This window comes from Brucella pseudogrignonensis (assembly GCF_031454375.1).
GTDB classification, from domain to species: Bacteria; Pseudomonadota; Alphaproteobacteria; order Rhizobiales; family Rhizobiaceae; genus Brucella; species Brucella pseudogrignonensis_A.
In genome coordinates, this window is the sequence record NZ_JAVDQT010000006.1 from 124,284 (window position 1) to 150,465 (window position 26,182).

Consider the following 26,182-nt stretch of genomic DNA (forward strand, 5'->3'; position numbering starts at 1 on the left):
TTAACAGCAATTCGGCATCCAATTTCCTCCATGGCTAGCCACATGAATTTATTGGTATTTTGCAGTTTAAAATAGAACGCACCTCCGTTCGACGCAATCGTGGCATAACTACTTCCAGAGTTAAGCTGCGCTGCATTGTTGCGATGAGAACCACAGGCACACTATCCGGATCGGCTCTTAGGATAGGAACTCCGTTTTGATCGGTAGTTCACCATGAATCGTTTTAATGTCAATCGCGTCGTTATCTCTTGCGAGCATGTCGAAAAGTACAAAACAGTTTTAGATAACATGTCTGTTTCAATGAAATACCAGAGCGCTGGTATAGCTTCAAATTCGAGATTCGCATCCCTTTGAAACAGACATCGGAACGGATTTCAGGTTCGAAGCCATACGAGTAACTTTTGAATCTGGTGTAGTTTACCGATTTGAAGTTCCTAAACGTGAATGCAACACAATTGATAAGAACTTCAAATACACCACATTAGCTGAATGCCCAGACGTCTTCACAATACATTCCAACATCATAGCCAGCAGCCTTCAGCTTCACAATAACATTGCCAACATCTGTCGGGGAAAGGGCACCTACTTCAACTTTAATCATGCCCGGCCGATACCGGTGCAGATCAAGCTGATCAAACACGATCCAGTCCGCTCCTTCACAATCAACCAGAAATGCATCAATATATTCAATATTGTTGCGATCCAAAATCGCCTGCAGTGTATCAGACGGGACAACAATTTCTTTCAGGTGTGGAGCAAACTTGTGAAAGTTCGGATCATCGGGTCCCCAAACATTCTTACCCGACATCAGGTTACTGTCCGTGACAGACGAGCATCCAATAAATTCTATCGGTAAAGTTCCATCTTCCAGCGCTTTGGCATCAAATGTTTTCACCGTGATTGAGCCCGGCTCGCGCGTCACTGCAACAGGTTCAATCTTAAAGCGCTCCGTATCCTGATAGTTTTGACGCAGCCTATGCAGGTTATAAGGAATAGGTTCTACTAATACCGCTTTGGAGCGAGGGATGCGGTGTAACCAAGGAGTCACATCATCAAAAAGAACACCATCGCAGGCACCAACATTGACCATCTGAAAAGGACGTTGTTTGCCGGATTTCGCAATGCTGGCAGCATGAGCGAGAAATCGTGTGCCACGAAGAGCAGCACTTCGGTTCAATATGCCATTAGGAACACTGCGTGCAGTCAATGTGCGTGCATAGTCTCTAAATTTCGATGTCCCTGGAGCATTCATGCTCGCGCCCTTTCATATGGCGATTTAAAATCAGATGTCAAAAAACGCTTAGTTAAATTCGTTAAGCCACCTTCGACAGTTAACTGATGACTTGTCGTTTTGCGATGAACCAAACAAAACTCGTTTGCTGACCATATTTCTCGTTCATTCTTAAAGTACGCTAAACTCGATCCGCTTCACGACGAAGGACGCGGAGCGAATAAAAGTGGAATATCTGTCGACATATTTGAGTAGCTTGCGCTGCCGTAATTTTAATCGCCATTGCTATTAATCCGAGAATTACCAACTGTTTCACAGCAGGCAAAATACTGCCGCAAAGCCCATTTTCGACATTCATACAGTTATCACCCCCGCGCCGCCTTCAACCCATAACGCAAATGAATAACACTTGTCTTCTTTAAATATTATCAAATTTGTAGAATTTTCATTATTTTATTAGTTTCTAATATGTTTAAATCGTCTACAGTGCTTGAATATTCTTCAGAATATTCGCCATAAGCGCACCCTATTGGTCCCTGGCATCTGACAATGTAGATGAAATCCGCCAGGCGTTTTTGAAGTGCAGAATCAAACGTCAACGGGATGAAAATAACAAAGCAACGGGCAACGGCAGCTTGCTCCGGCCGTATTATAGCTCAAGTTAAATGTGTTACATAACGAGTTGAGACTTGCGATACTCAGGACTTCACGTTGGACTGCACGCCAATTGTCGCTGCCCTGCAAAAGGCCAGGTTGATTTGCTAACGGCTGCTGCGAAAGTCCGAAGCCACGTTTCTGCGTTTAATAAGTCCGTATCAGGTTATTGGTCCTCGCTAGAGATAGCACACAATCAAATCAATTTACGATTTCGCTATGGCTGCGAGGTGACGCGTGCGGCAATCGTAGATGATCACGAACTTCCGCTGAGAGAAGGAAAAGGACGAAGCTGGCATTTATATAATGTTTCTTATACTTAAACGATAGAAAGCGGGTTTAGTCAGGCCGGGGCAGATAATGGATACAATAGTAAATTTGGATCAGCAGACAATGTTCACAGTCAATGCATTGCTGCTGGTGGTTTTCGCTATTGCTTTTGCGTTTGCAGGTTTTGAACGCCAGGATAGAAAATACTGGTGTTATATGCTGATTTCAAATGTCGTTTTTGCTGTTGCATTTCTCATTTTCTCAAAAGAAATTGGTGCAGAATCTGCTGAGCTTTTTTTACCAAATCTTCTCCTTTTCATCGGTTTAAGCTTACGGTGGAATGCTATTCGTGAGTTTTTCGGCCATCCTGTGTCTCTTGCGGCGATGACCGCTCCGCCATTGATTGGTATGATCATATTCGCTTTCTCACCGTGGCTCCGAAACAGTATCACCTTCGGTGCACTCAACTTGTTGATTACGTTGCAGATTGTCATGATTATCTGGGCAATTGCTTCAGAGCCCGAAGCTCTGAAATCCAAATGGGGCCTGATAGCCAGTTATGCGGTGCTCGTATTATCTTCATTCCTGCGTGTCATGCAGGGCTGGCTGTTTGACACGTCAATGGTATCAATGTTGCCAGCAGATGTTTTCCTTCACCTCAACCTTATTGCGGCTGCCGTTCATATAAGTGCGAGCGGTGCTTTTTCTTTACTCATCGCCTACGAACGCAATGCAAATAATCTGCAAGAGATCGCATTGCGCGACCCATTGACAGGCTTACTCAACAGATGGAGCATTGAAACGATCACCCTGCCCAGTGAGAGCAAGATAAGTCCAAAACTGATCTCGGCCATCATGATCGATATCGATCATTTCAAACTAATCAACGATAGCTATGGTCATTCGACTGGGGACGCCGCGTTGCGGCACCTGGCCATGCTGATAAAAGATGCGTTTCCTCAGGAAGCCACCATAGCAAGAGTAGGCGGTGAAGAATTTATGATCCTAGCCTATGAGCAAGGGGCAAGTAAAAGCGCAGAAATCTGCGCGCTTCTACGTAAAAAGCTCGCAGAAAACCCATTTCAGCATGGTGATCTTTTCGTACCCTTCACAATTAGCATCGGCATATGCTCTGCTTATGTGAATACACGTGCGGACATCGACCATATCTGGAACCGAGCCGACGAAGCGCTTTACATCGCAAAATCTTCAGGGCGTGATAGAACCAAAATAGCGGATAACAACAGCAAGCCAATTTAACAGGGGCGTGGTTGGTAAGCATGCGTCCTTCCCTATGGTAGTCGTCACCTCCATTGTGCCGCGTCAAGACCGCAGGAGTGGAGGCGAGCCCATTCAACCCAGACCTACTGCAATTTTAACGACAATAAACAATCCAAGATACGTCAACTGACGACACGGAATTATATATATTACAGTTTTACAAACTAAAACTTCAATACAGCATTTGCGGCATATGTTGTTGAGTCTGTTTCGTTTCCGAAAACTCCGGTATATGTCAGGTTCATTGAGAGACGCTCCAAATTAACCAGACCAATCTGTAATCTCATAAGCAAATATTCATCGTTGGAAGAAGCGCCAACAACATAGAAAGGATACTCGGGCGCAAATGAAAGTTCACGGCGGGTATTGCGATCACCCCACTCCTTACTCCAGGCAGCGTTTAGCCGTGCATTTAGACTATATCTCTGATTGAGAGAATAAGAGGCGTTGGTCTGGATACCCAGCGTTCCCGTCGTATTGTTTATGGACAATGAATGTCCGGAAAGGGCTGCATCCAACAGGCCACTTTCCTGAAAACCGTCAATCTCCGTCCGCGAATGGCTCAAAGCCAGATACGGTTGGACGTCCATAAACCCCGCGTCGAATGTATAACCAGCTTTGGTAAAATACTGAGTGGTGTACGCGTTATAATCAGCACTCAATGCACCCGTTAATGCATTTAAGTGTAACGATCGTTGCGTTTGGATTGAATGATATTGATATGTTGCACCACCTGCAACATTGAAGCCGTTCTGCTGCCATTGCAAGAATAAACCCGCCCCCCACGTGTTAATATCTGCGGAGCTAGCGCGGTCGGAAATCTTTAGCGAGTTATCTTGATAATCACCTACGATACCGGCGGATAGATGATCTGTAAAATCATAGGCAATACCGGCGTTGATACCGTAACCATTTGATTTGGTGCCTGCAATTGCTTCTGAACCGTTCGTTTTGGCATTCAGGCTTCTGCCAGACAGCCAAAACCGAGGGTGTTCGGAACGCGTTTCAGTTCCTCTAAAGCCATGCAAAGCGCGGTTAAATATTTCATCGCGAAAAGACAAACTGCTGTCAGATAAAGCCGTTGTAATGCTTGAATGCACTTCGCCTGAAAGAAGGTCAAAACTCCGTCTCGCATCGGTTTCAGAACTGCTTATAATTGAACGATATACCAAATTGTCTGGATTAAGATATTCGAGCGCGCCTGCCACCGCTGTTTGATTGGGTGTATTTGAAACGCTATCAAAACGGATATCGTTACGCGTAAGAATAACCGTATTTGAATCCACCGACGGCGTGACAAATACAAAATCGTGGCTTAACACCTCGCTGAACGCGGACCCGCTATATGTCGGAGCGTAAAAGATGCCGTATGTCTTGTTAATTTCATAAAGCAAATCATCGGCCCGTCTTAAGTCGAGAGTGCCACCTTGGAGTTCCAGGTCTTCAGCAATCAATCGACCATAACCGAGCACGAGACTGACATGGGACGTGTCATTGAGTACGATCTTCTGATCTGCCGTTAGTGTGGTTCTGCCTAAATTGACATTCCCAGCACTGACAAGAGAGCCTATAGATAGTTGCTGATTATCAAGCCGGGAAACATCCAAAGACCCATTTTGATCAATGTGAATGTCTGAGGTTCCGCCAGTGGACTGGCCAATAAAGCGTGCTGTTCCCCCTCCACTTATAAGGATCGAGGAACTCCCCGCTGATGCTGTACCCGAAAACGCAAGGTCGCCAGCATTGATGATGAAACTGCTTCCAGCGTTTGAATTGTTATCGAAACTTATGGAAGATTTCTCGTTGTTAAACAGACGTGCACTGCCAGCGCTGCTCTCATCGCTAAATGCGATTGTGCCACTATTGTTTATATTCGCGCTGCCGGCTGTTGCACTGCCATCTAAGCGCATAGTCCCCGTCTCATTGTTCACAATAGAGGATTGGCTTGCTGACGAATGATCGCTGAGAACAAGTGAACCACTATTGTTGAGATCGGATGAATTCGTCGTAGACGACCCATAGAAATTTATATTGCCAGACTCGTTATTGACAATAAGACCCTGACCAGCAGAGCTCTGGTCATAAAAATCAATCTGGCCATTATTTGTTATGTTGCGACGCCCCGCATCAGCGTTATCGCGAAACGCCATATCACCAGAAGAGTTATTGGTAATCAGAGAATTGTCTGCAGACGAACTTCCATTAAAATTAACGGTTCCATTGTTCGTTATAACAGAGTCACCGGCTGAGGCCTCATCGGAAAAGGTAACAAGCCCCGCCTCATTATTGGTTATTCGGGAATCTGCCGCAGAACTCTGTTGGTCAAACGATAATTTTGCATCCGTGTTCACAGTAATAAATGCGTTTGAGGCAGTGGACTGGTCCGAAAACCGCGTTTCGCCTCCAGAATTATTGATAATAGTCGCCTCGCCGCCAGAACTTTGGTCGAGAAATGTCGTCCTATCAGCAACATTATTTGTAATTTCGAGCTGACCCGCTGTTTCCCCATTTTTGAATACGAGATCACGGCCGTTTTGAACATCGCTCGAGAGCATTTGAAACCCCTTAATCCCTGGTTCATCGACGGGAGAAAGAGGAATATTATCGGTTTCCAGCAGCTGAAACGGCTCTGCGGAGGAAGCGGCATTAGTATGGAGTGCAATTGAATTAAAACAGAAGAAGCTAAGGATTAAGCTCTTAGCACATGCTGAATTTAATCGCTTTCGTTTTTCCGCCGCCATCAGACACAATCCAAAAAAACAACTTCAATCTGAAGTTGAGCGGACTATGAATCACCCGCCTATTCGAATAGTGCCCAACATGGTTAATAGCTAACCAATTACTGCAATATTAGCAATTCGTTTACACTTATTAACAAAGTTATAATTTGTCGAAAGAAGAAGATTCGACAAATTATCTTCCCTGAATATCTCTGATTGCAGCCATTCCTCTTATTCCCTCGCGATCACCGGTGGCAGCCAATGCCTCATAAATTACCCTCGCATCATCATAACGACGAAGTTTCAAATAGGCCGCGGCTTGAAGACCCATCAGATCCTTTCGAGGGGCTGCCAATTGAGCGCGTTGCTCAAGTATAAAGAGGACATCACGAAAGTTGCCAGCTTGATACGCAGCAACGGCTCTATCTGATAATATTGAAACGCGCAGTTCCTTCTGACGTTGAGGGCTTAACGGCGCCTTAGTGGCTGATACGGCGGCTTTATCAACAAGACCTGCACGCAAATAAGCCAGCGCCTGGCCATAGGCCGCGTCCGAACGTTGGGAAGCAGATCCAGTCATCAGCGCAGATTCAAAACTTCTTACAGCGTCGAGAGGACGATTGAGTTCCATCAGACACCAGCCATGAGAAACTGCATTCCCGCCAGTGGGCATCGGCCCTTCCAGAGCCTGAGCACAGGATCGCGCATTTCCTGATCCTGCTGATCTCGGCGGTGCTGCACGATCCACCGGGTTGTCTGAATTGCTCCTGACAGTTCGGGTAGCGGTCGCGTTACTTGGCCTTGAGGTCTGCCCCCGAGAAGAACGGCTGCTATTTTGTCTGCTATCGCCAACCTCCCGAATGCGAGCCGACTTGGAGTCCCAGTTCTCTTTTACTTGCCGCAACTGATTTTCGTCATCTATCGACAGCAGACCTAAAGCCAATCCGTAGGCAGCGGGTTCATTTGACGGGTCCCACGAAAGAGCAGTCTGGAACCATTGAACTGCGGTCAAATCTTGTTCCATTGCCCGCGCATACCAACCAAGTTGTTCTGCTGTCGTAATATTTTTTTCCGCAACCGTAGCATTTGCAATACGCGTCAATACTTGCGGACTAATAGTCTCAGGCATTCGATTGGGTGGATCACTTGAGAGCAAGTTCGCCGCAGAATCAAAATAAACCAGCGTTGCATCGGGCGACTTATCACGCCACGGATACATCAAATCCTCTGCTGCCGAATAATCTTTGCGCGCATTTAAGACAAGCGCCATTCCTTGGGCAGATGTAACCGTCGCTTGCTTCTTATTGGCCAAATCAAACCATTTTTCAGCCTTTGTCGGCTCATCACGGCGCATATAATACCAACCGAGCATCTCCGCATCAGATCCCAGAGTTTCACTGTCCGGGATGTTTTCGAGTGCTGAAATATTGGACGGATCTATTACCAGATCTTTATCGAGAGCAGCCAAACCAACGAAATGACGCGCTATATCTTTCTCGAGCCCTGCAAATTCACGCTGTCCATCTGGTGAGCGCCTTTCAACCTCCAAAAGCTTTTGCATTTCATCATAAGAGAGATTTGTCAGTGCCTTTTGTATCGTACCAGTACGAACATTGGGATCAGAGCAATTATTTATAATGTAGAGATAACCGTCGAGCGCTCGATTACCTTTATCAACCTTGGCAAAGGCTTCGGATAATCTCCAAAGGACGTCTACCTCATTGCAAGTCAGCATTTCTGGCGAACCCGCCGCAAGATTGATGACCATCTCATACTGAGCATTGTTCGATGCATTGATAAGACGTTCTCTATTCTCGCTTTGGTCGAGAGCCTTCAAAAGATCATCCGGCACAACCCAATCAGGTTCACTACTCTTTCGCGACGCAATCGCTTTGCGTAGCGCGCTGTATTCGCCTTTGGAATACAGCTCCCAAAGTTCATCAAGTTTGTTGTCAGAGACTTTCGCTGGTGCTGCAGGATCCTCTGGCGGAACCCAGTCTGGATGCAAGGACTTCAATCGGGCGATCTCGGCTTGCATTCGAACCTTATCACCTCGCGTTGCAAAATAACGCAGCGCGCTTTCATCGACATCGGAGCTGGTGTCACTTTGAGCAGCTGTTTGGCTTGCACGATTTGAAACTGGGGAAGGTGAAGTTGCTTGATTGACAGTGCCGAACTGCAAATCAGACAGAGGATCATCGTTTTTAAAAAATAAATAATAACCGCCGACGGCAACCGACCCTAGCAAAACACTGATGAGAATATTTTTCATAGGCATAGCGGGTAAACTTCTTTGATATAAGCGAGTGAAAGAAGGTGTAGAGTTGACGGATAGTAATGTGTCGGCTGAAACTCTTTAAGTGCTGCCGATATCTTTTGTCCGGATTTTGCACATGAAACCAGTTCGTTCAGAATCCTATAGCCCGGTTCACTTAACGAGGTTACGGTCGCGCCTGTTTGAACATTGACCAAACGGACATCACCATTTTTTTGCGTCATCGCTGTGGTTAAGTCGACCGTAAGCTGGTCAGCTCCATTGCCGGCACGTGCGAGATAAAGTGGTATCCGAACATTATTGTAACTGAATTCTGGCGGAAATCCATTTGCAGGCATCGGCTTCTCCCCAAGACTAATCCAGTCGGAAGGGAGTTTAACAGACCCGAAACGGGTTAGCGACAGCAGTTTAAGGCCACTCAATTTTAGAGCATTCCATTTCGGCGAAGGGGCAATTTCGTTTAGCACCGGAAACGCTTCAAATACCCAATAAGAAAGATTGATGATCGGTCCATCTTTCCTGTCATCCTGTGAAAATCCCCGAATGGCGGGCAGAAGTATCGTTTCACCATTATAAACAACGATCTGCTTCGCCAACAATGTATTGGCGATGGTGTGCGCATAAGTAAGATATTCAGTATTTGGCCATTTCCTGCCAGCCAAGGTGAGCGCATAGGCTATCAGGATATCTCCGTCCGATGCATTGTTCGTATCAACAATATGCGGACGGACACCCGGATCCCATTTCCAAGCGGACAGACCGTCATTGCGTATCAGCAGCTCTGTTTTAGTGAATGTCCAGATGAGTTCAAAATCATCCTGTCGCCCAGCCAGAACAGCCAGAAGCAAGCCATAACCCTGTCCTTCGCTGTGGCTTATGTTGCCATTCGCATCATCAATGATACGACCTTCGGGGCTGAGAAACTTTTCAGTGTAAAGTTTCCACTCGTTTGCATTGATGGTCATAGGGGCTTTGGTAACATCTTGGGCGTGAGAATTCCAAACTGGCATACCGAATAACAATAGTACTGCCATCGTAGCAGCAATGCGCTTCCATTGGCTCACAATCATCGAAAAGCGACTGCCATTATTCATCATCACGTCTCCCCGAACGTGAAACCAAAGCAGACGTTGTCAGACCGAGTGCCACAAAAACCGCTATCATTAATAAGACATAGGATAATGCGTTGCTTGATAACCAGTTGGTAGCGATAAGGCGCCAGTTCGATATTGAAAAAGGCTGCGTGGGAATGAAAGAAAGATTCTGAACCGGCATGGTTTCAACGGCAGTATTCACCCTGTTATAGGCCGTAATTCTGCCCTGACTTTCGTTCCAATTTTCCTGTTGCGTAAGCGTTTGTGCAGTTGTTCTTAGCATGGCGCTATCAGGTGCCGTAAATACGGTCCATGCTCCATTTGAAGATGGGCTTGGACCTTGTGCCATAACGCCCGAAATTTCTCTCGACGGCGTATATTGCGTTGTTTCTCCCGGGAATAAACGCAGTTCATTCGAAATATTAAACGTTGTGCGCAGACTGGAATAAATATTTTGCAGATTACTCACCCAGGTAGATTGATGCAATCGTTGCCAATCCTTGAGAGTCAAGTTCTTATTGTCGGGTAAAAGAACCTCTGAATCGTCATCGCTCCATGAGTTCTTTGCATCAGGATTAAGACCAACGCTTGATAATACGGTGTCAGGCAAGCTATTGATATTACCAACAAAAAGCGCGTTGTTTGATAGAAGACGATCATCCGTGATGCTTGTGGTAATATCAAATGGTCTGCCTGCTGCGCTGGCAAGATTGCCCAGAATTGTGGCGGACGCCCCCATGACATTGAAATCGTTAAAGTTTGCTACTAACGGAAGCGTTTCACGTGAGTAGCTATAAGGATAAGCCATTCCAGCCATTGCAGCGAGATTTGGGGTTTGCCCGATCCGGGCGAATGTCGGGACGCTAAATGTCGATGAATCAAAAAGTGCAAAGCGTGGTGAACTCTGTGAGGTTGTCACACCAGGCGCGCACACATTATCCTGATTGGTCAAGAGAGCAGCTTCTACGACGACTGTATTGACGCCGGGGCGGAAATTGCGCATCGAGATATTGATTGGCAATTGGCGCATGACGCCACCGTCAGTGTTCGTAATCGGTATCGTCGTCGCAATATTATCATTGACGTAAATATCAATCCGGCTGCCTGGCAAGACTTCCGATGAATATGCCGCGTCCATGTAAATGGTCGCATTGCCGTAAGAGTTTGCATAGAAATCCGCAGGAATGCCAAAAATAAACTCGTTACTCAATCTGCGACCATTAAATTGCTGTGTGGGTATCCCAAGCTCTGAAAATGTCAGAGTTGTTTTATTTCTGACCATCGGTGCTTCTGGCAAATGCCAGTTCTGCGTGTTCAATTCAGTCCTTAACACATCAGCCGGACGATCTGTTAACTCGGCAATCCGATCTATGCTCTGCTTTACCCGTTGCCAGTTACCACCCGCAATTAATAGAACTCTGCGTCCGGAAGGATCAGTTAAAAACTCAACACTTTCCGGGGCCTTGGCATCAAACTGAATACCCAGGGTTTGCGCGGCAGTTTTGAGTTCGTCATAAGTTCCCAACAAAACGGTCAGTTCTCCAGAACGATGAAGACTTGCATCTTGAACGTCTGAAAAAAGAAACTTTTCGACGGAAAAGCTCTGATTAGGCATTCCCCCCAATATAGCTAAGGCTTGTGAGAGCCGCAGAAGGCTATTGCCATTCTCGCTATTATTTGAACCCGGAGCGACAATGGTGAAGTGTGTTTCACCTTTCGCGTTAACACCTATGGTTGAAATATGATCATTAATGTCACGCAAGCTGCCAGAAATATTGTCAGACTCAGCACTCAGGTCGAACGTCAAAAATGTCCGGGTGGAATCGATATTGGTCCAAAGCTCGTATGTTGACTGAACAGAACAATCCGTCCGATGTCTCTGATGAGCGCTTAAGGTTATCGTATTATTGCCGGCTCTGAGTAATTTGGCCGGAACGGCAATATTTACATCAGCAACCTGATCAGATGATCGAATGGCCTGCTTCAATACTTCTGTATTGTTCAGCGTGACAGTGAAGAATGAATTCTCTGGTGCAACCAGGATCGCATTTTGATAGCCAATGTTTAATGTCGCTGCCGAACTGGCTTCCGCCTCGGAGAGGGATATGTTCCAACTACGTTTGAACTGCTCACCCCTTACGGATAATTGGTTCGTTGGTATGAGGTATCGTTGCCATTTATGCAAATTGGCTGCCGACGGAACTGCTGAAGGCGGCGCTACTGTTGGTTGCTGGATGACAGGGATGCTTTCCTGTGCGCCTTCCGGCGTCATACTGAAAGGCGCTTGTGCATATGAACAGGTTGAAGCAAGTGATGCCACCGCCCCACTGACAATCACCGCGCCCACTCTAAATTTGCTAATAACCGACTTTTTTTGGGGTAGAAAGACCGTCATGCCTTACCTACCTTTTTTGCCTGTGCTTTCGCTCTGCTGTTTTTAGAGTACTGATTCAGCCCCAGGAAATAAGCAAGTCCTCTGCCCGTTTGGTAAATTGAAAGGCTGAGAAACCATAGTGTCGCACGCAACACACCTGGATTGGTTCTCCGTTCTTGTTGTATTTCTTTCCAGCGCTCCGAATTTGCAAAAATCAGGTCGGCTACCAATCTGTGATGATCAGCGGTAGTGGGTTTAAAAAGGCAACCCACAGACAAAAGGTCTCCCTCCAGTTTCACATTTCTGACTTCAATCGGGAGTTCGTCGCTGTCCATAGTTGCAAGCGTCTGGAAGCGGGCCGACGTGCGTTGTCCAACGCTGAGCGCGTTTGCGTCGGTCGCATAAACAGTCAAATGCATCCCGTTGACAGAAACATCATCAATCGTCGCTGTATTCCACTCTCCATTGATCAGGACAGAACTTCGTCGTGTCACCTTTACGCGCACGGTAGATGACCACTCACCCCGCTCTGAAACAACACCCAATGCGCATCCGGCCATGATCAGGTTAAGCAGCGTCCATCCGCCCACAACAATCAAAACATCGGCTTTGTAGGGTTCTGTATATACGCGATATGCCGCGTAGAGCAACGCGATCACCAAAACGATGAATATTATAAAAAATGGTCGTGATATTTCAGACAGTCGGCTGACTGTTATGGATTCATCTTTCGCCGTCACATTAAATGTAGGCTTTTTGGGATTGAGCAGAACCGATATGATCGCCGGAAACAGATGTACGGACTGCACATATTCATAAAGCTCGGAGATCCACGGCCAGCGATAGTTCCCATAGAGATAGTTTTGAAGCAACAAATTGATAAACAGATAGATCAACGTGTAGGCAAGAAATTCGCCTCCTGAGGCAACAAAAATCTGGAGATCAAAAAACAGATAAAACAGTGGGGCAACAAGAAATGTCATTCGAGCAAATGGGAAGAGCCAGAATAGCGTCGATGACATATAACAAAGCCGCTGAGGTAATGCTAATCCAGGCAGAAATGGCGGGAAGCGGTATCGAAGAATTTGCATCATTCCTTGAGCCCAACGGCTTCTCTGCCCGATAAAGCTCGCGAAGGTTGCTGGTTGCAGGCCAGCGATCAGCGGACGATCAATATAGACACTTTCCCATCCCTGAGCATGCAAGTTAACCGCAGTTTCACAATCCTCGGTGATGCTAACACCGCTAAATCCATCAGTTGTGGACAGTGCTTCACGGCTTAACAGCGCAGCGGAGCCACAGAAAAACGCCGCGTTCCACTTATCGAGGCCACGTTGAATCATGCCATAAAACATCTCGTTTTCACTTGGCATCTGATTAAATGTACGAAGATTTCGCTCAACCGGATCGGGATTGATGAAGAAATGCGGGGTCTGCACGAGAAACAATTTACGGTTTTGTACAAAGTAGCCCACGGTTTGCGTCAAGAAATTTCGAGCTGGTGCATGATCCGCATCAAAAACGGCTATGAGTTCGCCTTTTGAATGCGCAAGGCCATTATTCAGGTTACCCGCTTTTGCATGTTCGTTTCGTGCACGTGTCAAATAATTAATACCGAAGTCGGCACAGAGCGCTTTTAATGTTGCGCGACGTTCTGTGGCGCGGCGGCTCGCCAATAGATCTGATGACCCGCATTTTTGATCGGTGCCACCATCATCCAGCAGCCAGATTGCGAGCTTGTCCGCTGGGTAATCCATATTAACAGCCGCAGCGATCGTGTTGGCAAGGAGGTTTGCATCTTCGTTGTAAGAAGGAATGAACACATCAACCGATGGCATGTCATCTTCAACCAGATCAACACTGTCCGGCGATTTACGGGGAAGTGAAACCACAAATACGGAAAGTGCCAGCATCATCACACTGTAAAGTTCCGCCATATAGAGTAAAATTCCAGGTATGAAATTCTGTAACTGGCTTACGGGAGGAATAGTTTGTGTCGTTCTCCAATAAACGTATCGCAAAACGATAGCACTACAAAGACCAACGACAACAAGTCGCCATGGTCCGCCAATCCTGAAATGTTTCAGAACTGCAACGAGAACCAGAACACTAATACCAAGAGAAAGCTGCGTTGCCAAATTTATCGGAATAAAGCAAAAAAATAGCACACCGACAGCTGAAAGAATCCAACAGATTACAATTCCCAAATTCGGCATAGCGTATTCTTTCCTCGACCCATTATTCGAACAATGCAGATACGTTAATTGCAGAAGTTATTAGCTTCGCTTTCTCCCCCATTTGATCTCTGAGGCCTGATTAACGAACAAGGAGACGGAACTTGTACGGCGTCGTTTTTCACTGCTCCACCATTCGGCGACTGCTCTCTCGAAAAACTGGAGTTCTGACCCGCCACTGGCGGAGACGGGACAGTAACCGTGTTTGGATTGGTAACTTTAACAGAAGCTGGCACTGCGCTCTGTGGCGCCACACTCTGCGGGCTTGTACTGCGCGATGATGGGTTTCGCGGACGGTTTTCTTGCTGTTTATTTTGCACAGCATTTTCGAAAGTCGTCTCGTTTTTATTTAATCGACTGCTGTTTAAATCTGATGCTGGAAACGGCCCGGCAAGTTCAGTTTTTACAGCCGGCGGGAAAACCGGATTGCCCGGTCGGCCAAGGTTGGGCGACGGAGAAGCGGGTTCGCCATATGGGTTCCACGAGTTGGCCTGGTTCGTCGCATTGATTGTGAAGCCGTACATCGCCGACAAAAGCTTATCTACATCTGCACCAGTCTCGCAAAGGCGTAAGCGCAAATTGATACGCCCTCTGTTTTGGAAAAAGTTTTGATTATGATCAGGCGATTGAATTTGTTGCCACGCATATATGCAATTGTCGCCCCCGGGAGCCTTACCGGTTGCATAGCTGAAAGAGCCATAATTGTTTTGGACATAGAATGGAGAGCGCGACATTGCGATGCCAGCCATCTCAGTGCGCAATTCTCGTGCTATCCTGCCGTCTGTAATCGCAGCATATGAAATGGTGTTTTCCGTGCGCGCGTCTGTCGGGCCCAAAAACTGAACGTAGAAGTAATTTTCGCCCGCCAGCTTGGAGTTCGTACTCAGTGTAATTTTTTGCGTAACGCCATTACGCGCCCGATCTTCGACAACACCAACAACGAAATAATTTGCAGGGAGAACGAACGCATCCTCCGGCGTAACCACCCGTTTGCCGTTGCTAATGCTAGCCGTTCCCGTTGAAGTGCATGAAGCGAGCAACGGAGCTATTAAAGCAAGAATGCAAACATGCCAATTATTCAAAACAACGAGTCCCACCCTCATAAAATATGATGACATAATCAGCAATTCGTTATTCATTATTTAGTAATTTTTAATCTTAGTGTATAGAGAAAATTCGAGAAATTAACGTGTTTTGTTTCATTTTGATTTGTTTCCGGCTGCCTACCGCAATTTGCCGGGGGAGTCTTGACCTGAGCAGTAAAATATTTGAGGCTTGCCTTATGCTAAATCAACACATTGCAGCCCATGCAAAGGGTCTGATTATTATCCAGACGTTTGCGGCGTAAACCCCCACCTCAGAGAAAGACGACCATTTTCTCGGAGTTCTTTGCTGCACTGAACCTCAAGTTTAGACAGCGGGGAATCAGAATTTTCCGGCTCTCGTCCCAATGGCTGGCTGATAACGCCATCAGGATTATGAGGGGCAATCGGTGCATCATATTCGATTGCCGAATGAGGACGATCCTCATTATAGTGTCGGTGCCAATTCTTCAATTTTTTGCACGCATTTTCGAGCGTTAAGAACCAGTGTGCGTTCACATATTCTGTATGAAGCTTGCTGTTGAAGGCCTTAATGAGCCCGGTATCCGTCGACTTACCCGAACCAGAGAAATTCAGCGTGACTTTGTTGGCATAATCACAGATCCAGGGCGTCGCCTGATAAACTGATCCAGCAGATGCGGATAGCGATGAGTTTGACAACAGCAAGGAAATTGGCTGGTTTCTTGTTGTAACGTATGGTGATGCCACGATAGTACTTGATGCGGTTAAAGAAGCGTTCGAGTAGGTTTCTCTGGCGATCCACCCATTGTGAGAACGCGAAAACATCATTAAATTCATCACGATGCCGCCATCATAGGCCCACACACGGCCCCCGGCAGTCGATCCCAGACAACAGTACGTCGCCAACGGATGAACCGGTTGTAACAGGTCGTTGCAACACCACAGCATTCAGGGATTTCGGACCATGATGAACCCTGTACGGAAACACCATAGAATGCCATTGTGCATCATGCGATCATCAACACGTGGTACGCCACGAGGTGTGCACGACAACGGCGGCGCAATAAGCGACCATTCTCGTGGAAGTGGAGCCAGAGCACTTAAGAGCGCTGGCTCCAAATAATCAGAAGGAATGCTTTAGCGTAAGCTTGAAATTACGGGGCGAACCCATGAAGAAGCCATATCCAGCGCTCGTATTCAGGGCCGAATAATAATCCTTATCGAAAAGATTATTGACATTGAGTTGGAGCGCTGTCTGTTCGTTGAAGTCATACTTCGCCATCACATCAGCCACCGCATAAGCCGGCTGCTCGGCATTGAATGCACCACTTTCATAGTAGAGCTTACTTTGAGCCCTTACACCGCCACCAATAGTGAGATGCTCATCCGGGAAAGTGTAAGTTGTAAACAGCTTGAAGACGTGTTCCGGATATTGATAGGTGGCAAATTTTTCTCCTGCAGAAGCACCTTCAGTATACTTGGAAAGAGCATAGGTATACCCGCCTGTCATACGCCAACGATCTGTGATGAAGCCGCTCAGTTCGAGTTCAATGCCGCGCGTCCGAACACCATCTACACCTTCGTAGCAAGCAAGAATTGTTGGATTACAATATGAAACGTCTGAAAGGCGAGAGGCGACGTTGTCTCGCATTACCTGGAAAACGGCGAGTGTTCCATTGAGCCTCTGATCGAAAAATTCGCCTTTGAAACCAGCCTCGATATTTGTGCCAGTGATCGGATCAAGCAGATCGCCGCCACGGCCGAAATTATATTGTGGCTGGAAGATGCTGGTATAACTCGCATAAGCGGAGAGAGTATCGTTGATATCATAAACGACACCGGCATAAGGCGTGAATATCCCATTCTCTCGAATTTGGTTTGGCGTAACTTTTGCAGTCGAAAGGATAGTGGTCGTGGCATCGTAGTCGTACCATGAGAACCTGGCTCCGGCGATCAGCTTAAGGGAATCGGTGATTGCAAAGCGACCGGCTGCATAAGCTCCAATTTGCTCAGTCTTATAGTGAAGCTGGCTGAAGGGCTTGAAATCTGAATAGTCGAATACCGATGATGAACTCCAGTTTAATGGGTCGTTAATCAGGGTTGTTGGGCCAAGCGAGTTTAGAATTGTTAGATTGGTGCGGTTAGCATTGATGCCAAGGACGAGATCATGTTCACGACCGAACGCTTCTAGCGAACCATTAAGGTTGGCATCGAACGCGTAGACGTCATTATCATAGTTGAAAAGGCGATCGTACAGATAAAGATTGGAACCAGTGTAGCTTGAAAAGGATGCTGCCATTTCCGACTTAGACCAGGATGCGCGGCCAGTAACGTTCAGTTTCCATTCATTGTCAAAACGATGCTCCAAATCAACAAATGCGGTGTGCTGTGTACGATCAACATACTGCCAGTCATTGCCAATAAAATCTGATGGTGAAAAATCATAGAATGAGCCATCTGTTTTAACCGGTAACCCACCCCAATCGTAGCCATCAATCTTCTGCTTCTGGTAACTATATCCAAGGTTGACGGTCGTATTCTCTGTCACATCCGCTTCGAGCGTGCCGTAAAAGATGCCATCCTTGTTAAAAGAGTCATCTTTATAGGTTTGACCAGAACCATAGGAACTCACTATGCGGCCCCGCACAGTTCCTTCAGTGTTGAGCGGAGTAGAATGGTCCAAAACCGCTTTGATGCTCCCCCACGACGAAGCCCTTGTGGTAATTGTGGTTTTCTTCTCATCAAGAGGTCTCTTGCGCATCAAATTTATTGCACCGGATGGATTACCAGCGCCCGTGACAAGGCCCGATGCACCGCGCAGCACTTCAACACGATCATACATGTCCATATCATCGGCGCCATCACTGTCACGTGCATAATACTGCACAGGATTAGCCACACCATCATACTGCATGTTGTCGATGATTAACCCGCGCGACCAATATTGATAACGTGCATCACCAAAGTTCTGATTAGCAATAAGGCCCGGGGTATCCGCAACCGCCTGATCAAGCGTTTCATAAGACTTGTCTTCAATTTTTTGGCGAGTCACCACTGTAACGGTCTGAGGCGTTTCCTTGACGGAAAGCGGTAGCTTCACACCGGTCGACATTGCGCCTGTCGTGTAGGAGCCAGTACCTTCTGTTGTACTGCCAAGGCCACTGATGGTTATGGTATCAAGTACTGTGGAGTTTTCGACGTTTTTCACATGGTCCGTCGTCAAGCCCGAGACAAGAGAAACTGAAGTTGCTCCGGTGAAGCGATAGGAAACGCCCGTCCCTTGCAACAATATACCGATTGCCTGTTCACGCGAATAAGTGCCCTTAACGCCGGAACTGCGAAGTCCCTTCAATCGGTCAGCGTCATAGAAAACCTGGAGCCCCGCACGATCTGCAAGAGCGAGAACGGCTGTATTGAGACTCTGTGCGGGAATGCTGAGAGTAATTTTCGACGCATCTGCTACTGCGCCAGCGGTCTTCTGCTGCGCTAAAGCCGACGATGCTGAGATTGCTAGCCCAGCGACGATAGTCAGCGCACTTGCGGAAGCTACGAGCCAGATTGGCGTGGTATGCCTGCTTTCCGAGCGATTGCCACCTGATTGCATCCCCATTGCGAAAACCTTTCATCCTATTCGATTGCATTGGCAAAATATCTCTTCCGCCAGTTCGCAAATAAGACGAATTCAGTCATGTTTCCCGGTAACGATTTTCCCAGTTTTTTAAAAAATATGATAAGCTATTGTAATATATTGTATATTTTATCACCATAAGGACGAAATTTAATAAAGCACCGTGACCAGATGAGGAACAGATGTCGAGCGCAAGCCGAGTTCGCTGGAGATGGTGGAGAGCGCATTATCAAGATCATTGATCTGGAACACGCCGCTGACCCTGCGGTTCGCAAGTGTAGAGTCGGAGATGACAATGCGACCGCGGCGATAGCGGTTGAGTTCCGCTACAACCTCAGCAAGCGTCACCTGATCAAAGACCAGACGGCCGCGGCGCCAAGCTGTGGCTTGCTCAACATTCTGGAGGCTCACCTGGCCGAGGCCCGTAGCCCGAGAATAGCGCACGGATTGTCCAGGAGATAAAACGACTTGTTTCATGTCGCCTGCTGCGTCGGAAAGCTCAACCCGGACTTCATGCTCGGCAACCGTAACCTCAACGGTATCCGATAGACGCTCCATCGCAAACTGGGTGCCGAGCGCCGTCGCCGTACCATTGACGCCTTCAACGACGAAGGGACGCTTTTCACCTGATCCCATGGGAGCAACGGTAAAATACGCCGCGCCCTTGATCAGCGTGACGCGTCGTTCCTGATCACTAAAATGCAATGCGATTGCGCTGTTGGTGGAAAGCTCTACAACGCTTCCATCGGAGAGGTTCACAGTACTCTGCTCGCCCGGCGTCGTGTAGTAATCCGAAGCAATGAGCGTGACGGGGTTCCCATACCAAAAGCTCAGGGCAGTAGCAGCAACGATCAGACAGATGGCCGCCATCACAGACCGCTGCCAGAAGCCAGAGCGCTGTTTTATGATCGGTACACGTACAGGCTGATACGGTCGCTTTTGCTGTTTGGAAGGCGCTATATCAGCATTCAATAGGTCGGGAGTGTGACGAAGCCCGGCCAGATCGCTCCATGTCTGTCGGGCAAACTCAAACGCTCTTGTATGAGACTTACTTCTTGAGCACCAGACTTCAAATGACTTTTGCTCGTGCGGCGACAGCGGTTTTCCACCCAAACGGATAACCCATTCAGCGGCTTCAGCCTCTATTTGTTCTTTGTCGTCTTTTTGTCCCACACTACGGTCCATGTCATTTGTGCTAACTGCCCAGACCCATTTCTGAATATGACGCTCGAGCACCCCATATCCAGTAAAGCCCTGACGATTTTTTGTTATTGTGGCCTAAGTCGCTGCGTAACGTGCAGCAGCGCCTTGGCAAGATGTTTTTGCACGGAGCTTTCCGAAATTCCAAGCCGATCAGCCGTCTCAGCATAGCTCAAACCTTCAATTCGGCTGAGCACAAAGATTTGACGAGTTCGCCCTGGCAATTCAGCGACAGCAGTCTGCAAGCGGTCGAGCTTTTGCCGGGCGTCGATCGCCTCTTCTTGTGTTGGGCGATCGTCGGCAATCTCCGCCATCTCGTCATGGGTAGAAGTATCTGTCTTTCGACGCGCTTTCTGCCGCACATGGTCAACAGCCAGATTATGCGCCGTACGATAAAGATAGGAGCGAGCGTGCACAACTTTTGTGCCGTCCACGGAGTTTTGTTCTGCATAGCGTAAGAACGCTTCTTGCGTCAGGTCCGCAGCAGTGTCCGAGTCTTTTAACTTTTGTGTGAGATAGGCTTTCAGTTCCCGCTGGTGTGCAAGGAACAGCCCCTTCAACGTCTTACCTGCCACTTTTTTTGGTAAACACTCTCAGTTTATCAAATTCATGAGCGAAACTATCCGGATTTATACGATTCCGCAATCTGGCAGTATACAGACCATCGCAAATTCCCATAACCAACCATTGCCCGTTGAGGTTCGCTAAACACTAAAAGATAGTGCGATCTATTTGAATCGAAGCGACTATCTCACACTTAGCGCAATACGATTGGCCGGTTTTAGGGCTATTAGAATTCGAGCACAGCGTCCGGTTTAGAGCGCAAAGCGGGCATTGTTTAGCCATACGAAATCTGCGCCTGACATCTAATAGCAACTTCTGTCGGGACTTCGCGATTTGGCAATGCTTTCTTCCATGAACCACTCAGCGGCATTTCGTCTACAGCCGGCACGGTGTTGTCCTGCTTACTACGCGAAACAACTCATAGGGCATATCTGTTGGCGGTATGATGTTTCTAATTCAAAGTCGAAATCGGCCCTCGCTAACGGCGCGCGCAGTGCAAGGTGTATGATTTCCAGCATAAATCTCAGAGTTTTTCTTATGCTTAAGCCAGACTTTGCTCTCAATCCATTATACGCCGTCGTATTTTTGGCCCATTAAAATCTGATATTTCAGATATTGAAGTATCAGATATGTTCTGTTAATGATGCCTGACAGACGAATTTGGAGAAGAGAAGAACTTTGGATCAGCATGCTTCACCCTTTAAACCGATAAAGCTGAAAAACCTTCGGGATCATGTTCATGATGATCTTCGTGAAGCGATTATTTCAGGGCGATTGAAGTCGGGGGACAGGTTGAATGAGCGCCAGCTGGCGCTGGATCTTGGGATCAGTACCAGTCCGCTTAAAGAAGCTCTGCGCCAGCTAGAGGGTGAGGGATTGGTGCGGACTGAATCGCGTCGCGGTACCTTTGTTTGCTTCAACGCGCGTCAGGCTGAAGAAATGACACTGGCGCGCGCGGCGCTTGAAAGCATCATAGCACGGCAGGCAGCAAAACACGGAAGCGAGGAGGCTTTCATCATGTTGCGTGCGGTGATTGAAGAAATGCGTCTTGCTGTAGAATCTGGCGATGTGGATGCTCTTATTGAGCTCAATGAGAAGTTTCACGATGGCATCCATGATGCGTCGGGATGTGAATATCTGCGGCGCTTACAGAATGCGCAGCGGATGTATGATCACGCAGCCCGAGTAACGGTGTTGTCGCGGGAGGATGTTCGTCGCCAGTCATTTCAAGAGCATGAGTCAATCATGAACGCGATTGCTGCGAGAGATGGAGATTTGGCTGAGCGACTGATGCGTGAGCATATCGTGAAGGCGGGGGATACGCATATCGAACTGGTCTTCTGACCAGTACCTGGGAGGGTATTATGAATTTGACGGAATACCGTGGGGTGCTGCGAGGCATCTCAGGCGTACACGCGACTGCATATAATAGCGACGGCGATATCGATGCGGTTCTGACAACAAAAATCGTTGAGCGTATCGCCAGTGCCGGTGTGCATAATATTGTTACCGGCGGCAATACTGGCGAATTCTATAGTATGACCATTGATGAGGTCATTCGCTTGCAGGCGATTGCCATTAAAGCAGTGGATGGCAAGGCAGCCGTAACTGCCGCCGCCGGACGCTCGGTGCGTGATGCAATCCGACTTTGTAAAGCTGCGAGTACAGAGGGTGCTATGGGTGTGATGATCCATCATCCGCTTGATCCTTTTGCCGCACCTCATGCGCAGGTCGATTATTTCATTGAGATTGCTGAATCCACAGATCTGCCGATCGTGGCCTATATCCGTTCAGATCTTATACCGCTTGATGAGATGGTGCGTCTTGCGACGCACCCTGGAGTAGCAGGCGTCAAATTTGCGTCGCCCAATGCAATGCTTTTCTTCGAATGTTGCCGGGCGACCAAAGGCACCGATGCGACATGGATTTGCGGCCTCGCGGAAAGCTGGGCCCTGCCATTTTACGCGCTTGGAGGGCGTGGCTTTACGTCAGGGCTGGTCAATGTTGCACCAAAACGTTCGCTTGCTGTGTGGAATGCGCTGGAGAAGGGCGATTACCAGCGTGCAAGAGGGATTGTGGAAAGTATCGCTGATTTTGAAACGATGCGGACCAAATATCGCAATGGTTCCAATGTCACAGTTGTGAAGGAAGCTTTGCAGATTCAAGGGCTTGCGGTTGGGGATGTTCGGTTGCCCGGTTTGCCGAAGCTTGATGCGGAAGATCGTAAGTCACTCGAAAAGATTATTGCCGGATGGGAGACTGACGCTCTTGTCTGAAAAATAGAAAACCGGCCCGCTGCGCAGGAGGAAGCGAAGCGTGCCGGATTGTTTAAAAGTGGAGGAGAACATGGGTACAGGAATTTCACGCCGTACATTCATGGCTGGCGCTGGTCTTGCGACAGGTATGGGGATTTTATTGCCTAAAGGGGCTGCATGGGCGCAATCGGCAAAATTGCCATCCAGCCCGGTCGGAATCAATGTGATTGACGCGGCAGGTAATCTCGCGCTGACACAGCCGATATTTGATAATTTTGCTGCCGAAAATAAGAACCTGGTTTCCCGCTTTACATTTAACAAAGCGCCAGCGCCGGAGTTGCCCGGCAAAATCAAAGCTCAGCAGCGAGCCAATCGCGTAGATATTGATCTTGTGATCATCGGTCCTGATGCACTTTCAGCTGGCCTTGCCGATGACATCTGGACTGACATTATCGCTCTGCCTGATAGCGGTCTGCCAAATTTGCAAGACGTCTATATGGAGCCAGCATGGCGCATGCAGGAAATGTCGCAAGGCAAAGGCGTTGTGGTTTCCTATTATCCATCGGGGCCTTTGCTTGAGTATCACCCCGATAAGGTAAAGACGCCGCCTAAGACTGCGGAAGAGCTGCTCGAATGGACCAAACAAAATCCGAATAAGTTCATATATGCCCGCCCTGCAAATTCTGGTCCGGGTCGTACGTTCCTGATGGGGCTGCCGTATCTTCTGGGCGATAGTGATCCAAAAGATCCAGTGAATGGCTGGGACAAAACATGGGCCTATCTCAAGGAACTGCACAAGAATATTGAATATTACCCTGCCGGCACGGGCGCTTTGATGAAAGAGCTGGGCGAAGGCACACGCGACATGACTGTCACCACCACGGGTTGGGACATCAATCCGCGTGCGCTGGGTGTGGTTCCAAAGGAAATGGCTGTAAGTAAACTCGACGGTTTCCATTGGGTGGCGGATGCGCATTATTTTGCCATTCCGAAAGGCGTGCCGGAAGAGAAAGTCGCGGTTCTGATGGAGTTTATCAAGTTCGCGCTCAAGCCGGATCAGCAAGCTTACTCTTATGATGCGGGTTATTTCTATCCGGGACCTGCGGTCAAAGATGTGACTATCGATATGGCTCCACAGGCAAGTCAGGACGTAATCGCCGAATTTGGCCGTCCTGAATATGCTGACTGGATTGCCAACAATCCTATCGAAATGCCGCTTGAGCCGGCAGCTCTGGTCGCAGCTTTCCGCCGTTGGGACGAGGAAGTCGCCTCTCAGTAGGTCTCTAGTGTGGCGTCTGTAACGGGCATCAGATTGCGCCGTTACAGGCAGCCCATGATCACCAATCAACTTATGGTGCTTGCGTCAATGTCATTTCAAGAATTGCGGCTTGACCGCATGAGCCGGTCATTCGGAAATTTTGCTGCGCTGAGTGAAATTAATCTCACCATCAGGAAGGGAGAATTTATTGCTCTTCTTGGTCCCTCGGGTTGCGGAAAGTCGACCGCACTTAATTGCATCGCCGGTTTGTTGGGCACCACCGGCGGTGGCATTTATGTCGATGACAGGCGTGTGGATCAGTTGAAGCCGGAAGATCGCGGTTTTGGTATGGTCTTCCAGAATTATGCACTGTTTCCGCATATGACTGTGCTTCAGAATGTGGGCTTTGGCTTGAAAATGCGCGGCGTTTCAAAAAGTGAAATCGAACAGCGCTCCCGTGCGGCCTTAATGCTTGTGCGTTTGCAGGGACAGGAAGATAAACTGCCGGGACAGCTTTCCGGTGGACAGCAACAGCGTGTCGCTATCGCACGCGCGATTGTGATTGAGCCGCCTGTCGTGCTGATGGATGAACCGCTCTCCAATCTTGATGCAAAACTGCGGCTCGAAATGCGCGCCGAAATCAGACGCATTCATAACCAGCTCAACTCAACGACGATCTATGTGACTCATGATCAGGATGAGGCTTTGTCATTGGCCGACCGTATTGTGGTTTTGCGGGACGGTGAAATCCGGCAGGTCGGAACACCGCACGAGCTTTACGAAAAGCCGCTTTATCGCGATGTCGCGGCTTTTATGGGCTTCCGCAATGCACTGCATGGACAAGTGCTGCGTATCCATGGTGATCAGGCAACGATTTTGGTCGCAGGCCGAGAGTTAAACGGGCGTGCCATGGACATGCTTGCACCGGGCAGTGATGCGGTTTTGATGGCGCGTGGCGACGATGTTGTTTCGGGTCAGAAGGGCAACAATACCATTGAAGCGATTGTCGAGACGATCGAATATCGCGGACGTGAATATGTCGGCATAGCGCGTACCGACAATGCCATGGAAATGGTTTTTCATGGCCCGCAAGAAGTCGGTCCGGGCGCAAAAATCACACTGAGTATCGATGCGGAAAATGCTCTTGTCTTTGCCGGAGGAGCTTAAGCCATGGCGGACGAACGGTTTTCCAATGCGGCTCTGGCACCGGGATGGCGTCAGCGGCTTGCCAATCGCGGAATTGACGGCGTTACGTTGCTAATTCTTCCGGCTCTATTATTTGTAATCGGCGTTTTCATCTATCCGTTTCTTTATGGTCTCGTTCTCTCGTTCAATCCGCTAGATGGTGGTGGAATGCTTGCGAATTATCGTAAGTTCTTTTCCGATCCGTTTCTTTATAAAACCATCGGTGCAACCCTGTGGTTGGCGATCCCGGTCACCGTGATCAGTGTGCTGCTGGCGGTTCCCATCGCCATGCGTGTTCGTCTGATGCACAAGCAGCGTCTTTTAACGACAATATTGGTACTGCCTGTAACGCTAGGCACGGTTCTGATTGCTGAAGGTTTGCTGAATTATCTCGGTCCCCAGGGCTGGTTCAGCCGTAGTCTGATTGCGATTGGCTTTATCGATAATCCATTAAAGCTCACCAATAACTACTGGGGTGTGTTCGCCTCGCTTGTGATCACGGTGTTTCCGTTCACCTTCCTGTTGACGCTGTCTTACGTGACCGGGATAGATCCCGCACTGGAACGTGCCGCTGCGACACATGGTGCCGGAAGCTGGCAACGCTTTCGTTTCGTTATGCTGCCGCTGCTGGTTCCTGGACTTGTCGTAGCCTCATGCCTGACATTTGTGCAGGCGTTTGCTGTGTTTCCATCTGCGGTGTTGCTTGGCGCGCCATCAGGGCCGACGCGTGTCATTTCCATTGCCGCAGCGCAGGCAGCCTTTGAGCAGTATGATGACTCCATGGCCTCCTCTATCGCCATGATAATGGCTGTGGTTCAGCTTTTGGTGGTCGGCGCTCTGCTTGGTGTGCGCTCGTTATTTTACCGCGGTTCGACCGCTGGCGGGAAAGGCTAAA

At 48.2% G+C, this 26,182-nt stretch carries 17 protein-coding genes and 1 pseudogene; 6 read left to right on the forward strand and 12 right to left on the reverse strand.

From position 1 onward, the window contains the following. Window positions 1-481: 481 nt before the first annotated feature. Window positions 482-1,207: an FkbM family methyltransferase gene (locus J2782_RS16690; RefSeq protein WP_404989664.1), complete on the reverse strand. Its 726-nt coding sequence runs from the start codon at window positions 1,205-1,207 to the stop codon at window positions 482-484. 1,038 nt (window positions 1,208-2,245) lie between these two features. Here J2782_RS16690 and J2782_RS16695 point away from each other — a divergent pair. Continuing rightward, a complete protein-coding gene (locus J2782_RS16695; RefSeq protein WP_310014619.1) occupies window positions 2,246-3,415 on the forward strand; it encodes a GGDEF domain-containing protein in 1,170 nt (389 codons plus the stop codon). Window positions 3,416-3,600: 185 nt separating this feature from the next. Here J2782_RS16695 and J2782_RS16700 read toward each other — a convergent pair whose 3' ends face one another. The 11 genes and pseudogenes from J2782_RS16700 to J2782_RS16750 all read right to left on the reverse strand — a co-directional run bounded on the left by J2782_RS16700 (window position 3,601) and on the right by J2782_RS16750 (window position 20,600). Beyond that, window positions 3,601-6,177, reverse strand: a complete 2,577-nt coding sequence (locus tag J2782_RS16700) for an autotransporter outer membrane beta-barrel domain-containing protein (RefSeq protein WP_310014620.1) — start codon at window positions 6,175-6,177, stop codon at window positions 3,601-3,603. Between the two features lie 172 nt (window positions 6,178-6,349). Further along, window positions 6,350-8,428 (reverse strand): tetratricopeptide repeat protein, encoded by a 2,079-nt coding sequence (locus J2782_RS16705; RefSeq protein ID WP_310014623.1) that lies wholly within the window; start codon window positions 8,426-8,428, stop codon window positions 6,350-6,352. Then, the gene (locus J2782_RS16710) at window positions 8,425-9,495 is read right to left on the reverse strand and encodes a family 8 glycosyl hydrolase (RefSeq protein ID WP_404989666.1); all 1,071 of its coding nucleotides are present in this window, start codon (window positions 9,493-9,495) and stop codon (window positions 8,425-8,427) included. Before J2782_RS16710 ends, J2782_RS16705 begins: the two co-directional genes overlap by 4 nt. A 22-nt stretch (window positions 9,496-9,517) precedes the next feature. After that, a complete protein-coding gene (locus J2782_RS16715; protein WP_310014628.1) occupies window positions 9,518-11,920 on the reverse strand; it encodes a cellulose biosynthesis cyclic di-GMP-binding regulatory protein BcsB in 2,403 nt (800 codons plus the stop codon). Next, window positions 11,917-14,115, reverse strand: coding sequence for a UDP-forming cellulose synthase catalytic subunit (bcsA, locus tag J2782_RS16720; RefSeq protein WP_310014629.1), 2,199 nt, complete (start codon window positions 14,113-14,115; stop codon window positions 11,917-11,919). The genes J2782_RS16715 and bcsA overlap by 4 nt, the downstream gene beginning before the upstream one ends. A 44-nt stretch (window positions 14,116-14,159) precedes the next feature. Further along, window positions 14,160-15,272 (reverse strand): cellulose biosynthesis protein BcsN, encoded by a 1,113-nt coding sequence (bcsN, locus tag J2782_RS16725; protein WP_310014632.1) that lies wholly within the window; start codon window positions 15,270-15,272, stop codon window positions 14,160-14,162. A gap of 186 nt (window positions 15,273-15,458) precedes the next feature. After that, entirely contained in the window at window positions 15,459-15,944 is a 486-nt protein-coding gene (locus J2782_RS16730) for an integrase core domain-containing protein (RefSeq protein WP_310014780.1), read from the reverse strand. Then, a pseudogene (locus J2782_RS16735) lies at window positions 15,832-16,292 on the reverse strand (transposase). The gene J2782_RS16730 and the pseudogene J2782_RS16735 overlap by 113 nt, the downstream one beginning before the upstream one ends. 28 nt (window positions 16,293-16,320) lie before the next feature. Continuing rightward, window positions 16,321-18,807: a TonB-dependent siderophore receptor gene (locus J2782_RS16740; protein ID WP_310014633.1), complete on the reverse strand. Its 2,487-nt coding sequence runs from the start codon at window positions 18,805-18,807 to the stop codon at window positions 16,321-16,323. Between the two features lie 168 nt (window positions 18,808-18,975). Then, complete coding sequence (locus tag J2782_RS16745) at window positions 18,976-20,010, reverse strand: FecR family protein (protein ID WP_310014634.1); 1,035 nt, start codon at window positions 20,008-20,010, stop codon at window positions 18,976-18,978. 83 nt (window positions 20,011-20,093) lie between these two features. Then, window positions 20,094-20,600 carry an RNA polymerase sigma factor gene (locus J2782_RS16750; RefSeq protein ID WP_310014635.1) on the reverse strand — a complete coding sequence of 169 codons (507 nt, stop codon included), beginning with the start codon at window positions 20,598-20,600 and terminating at the stop codon, window positions 20,094-20,096. A gap of 667 nt (window positions 20,601-21,267) precedes the next feature. Here J2782_RS16750 and J2782_RS16755 point away from each other — a divergent pair. The 5 genes from J2782_RS16755 to J2782_RS16775 all read left to right on the forward strand — a co-directional run bounded on the left by J2782_RS16755 (window position 21,268) and on the right by J2782_RS16775 (window position 26,181). Next, window positions 21,268-21,933: a GntR family transcriptional regulator gene (locus tag J2782_RS16755; protein ID WP_310014637.1), complete on the forward strand. Its 666-nt coding sequence runs from the start codon at window positions 21,268-21,270 to the stop codon at window positions 21,931-21,933. 20 nt (window positions 21,934-21,953) lie between these two features. Beyond that, complete coding sequence (locus J2782_RS16760; protein WP_310014639.1) at window positions 21,954-22,865, forward strand: dihydrodipicolinate synthase family protein; 912 nt, start codon at window positions 21,954-21,956, stop codon at window positions 22,863-22,865. 70 nt (window positions 22,866-22,935) lie between these two features. Beyond that, entirely contained in the window at window positions 22,936-24,123 is a 1,188-nt protein-coding gene (locus tag J2782_RS16765; protein WP_310014640.1) for an extracellular solute-binding protein, read from the forward strand. Window positions 24,124-24,195: 72 nt separating this feature from the next. Next, a complete protein-coding gene (locus tag J2782_RS16770) occupies window positions 24,196-25,269 on the forward strand; it encodes an ABC transporter ATP-binding protein (RefSeq protein ID WP_310014782.1) in 1,074 nt (357 codons plus the stop codon). A gap of 3 nt (window positions 25,270-25,272) precedes the next feature. Further along, on the forward strand, window positions 25,273-26,181 hold the full coding sequence (locus J2782_RS16775) for an ABC transporter permease (protein ID WP_310014641.1): 909 nt from the start codon (window positions 25,273-25,275) through the stop codon (window positions 26,179-26,181). Window position 26,182: the final 1 nt, after the last annotated feature.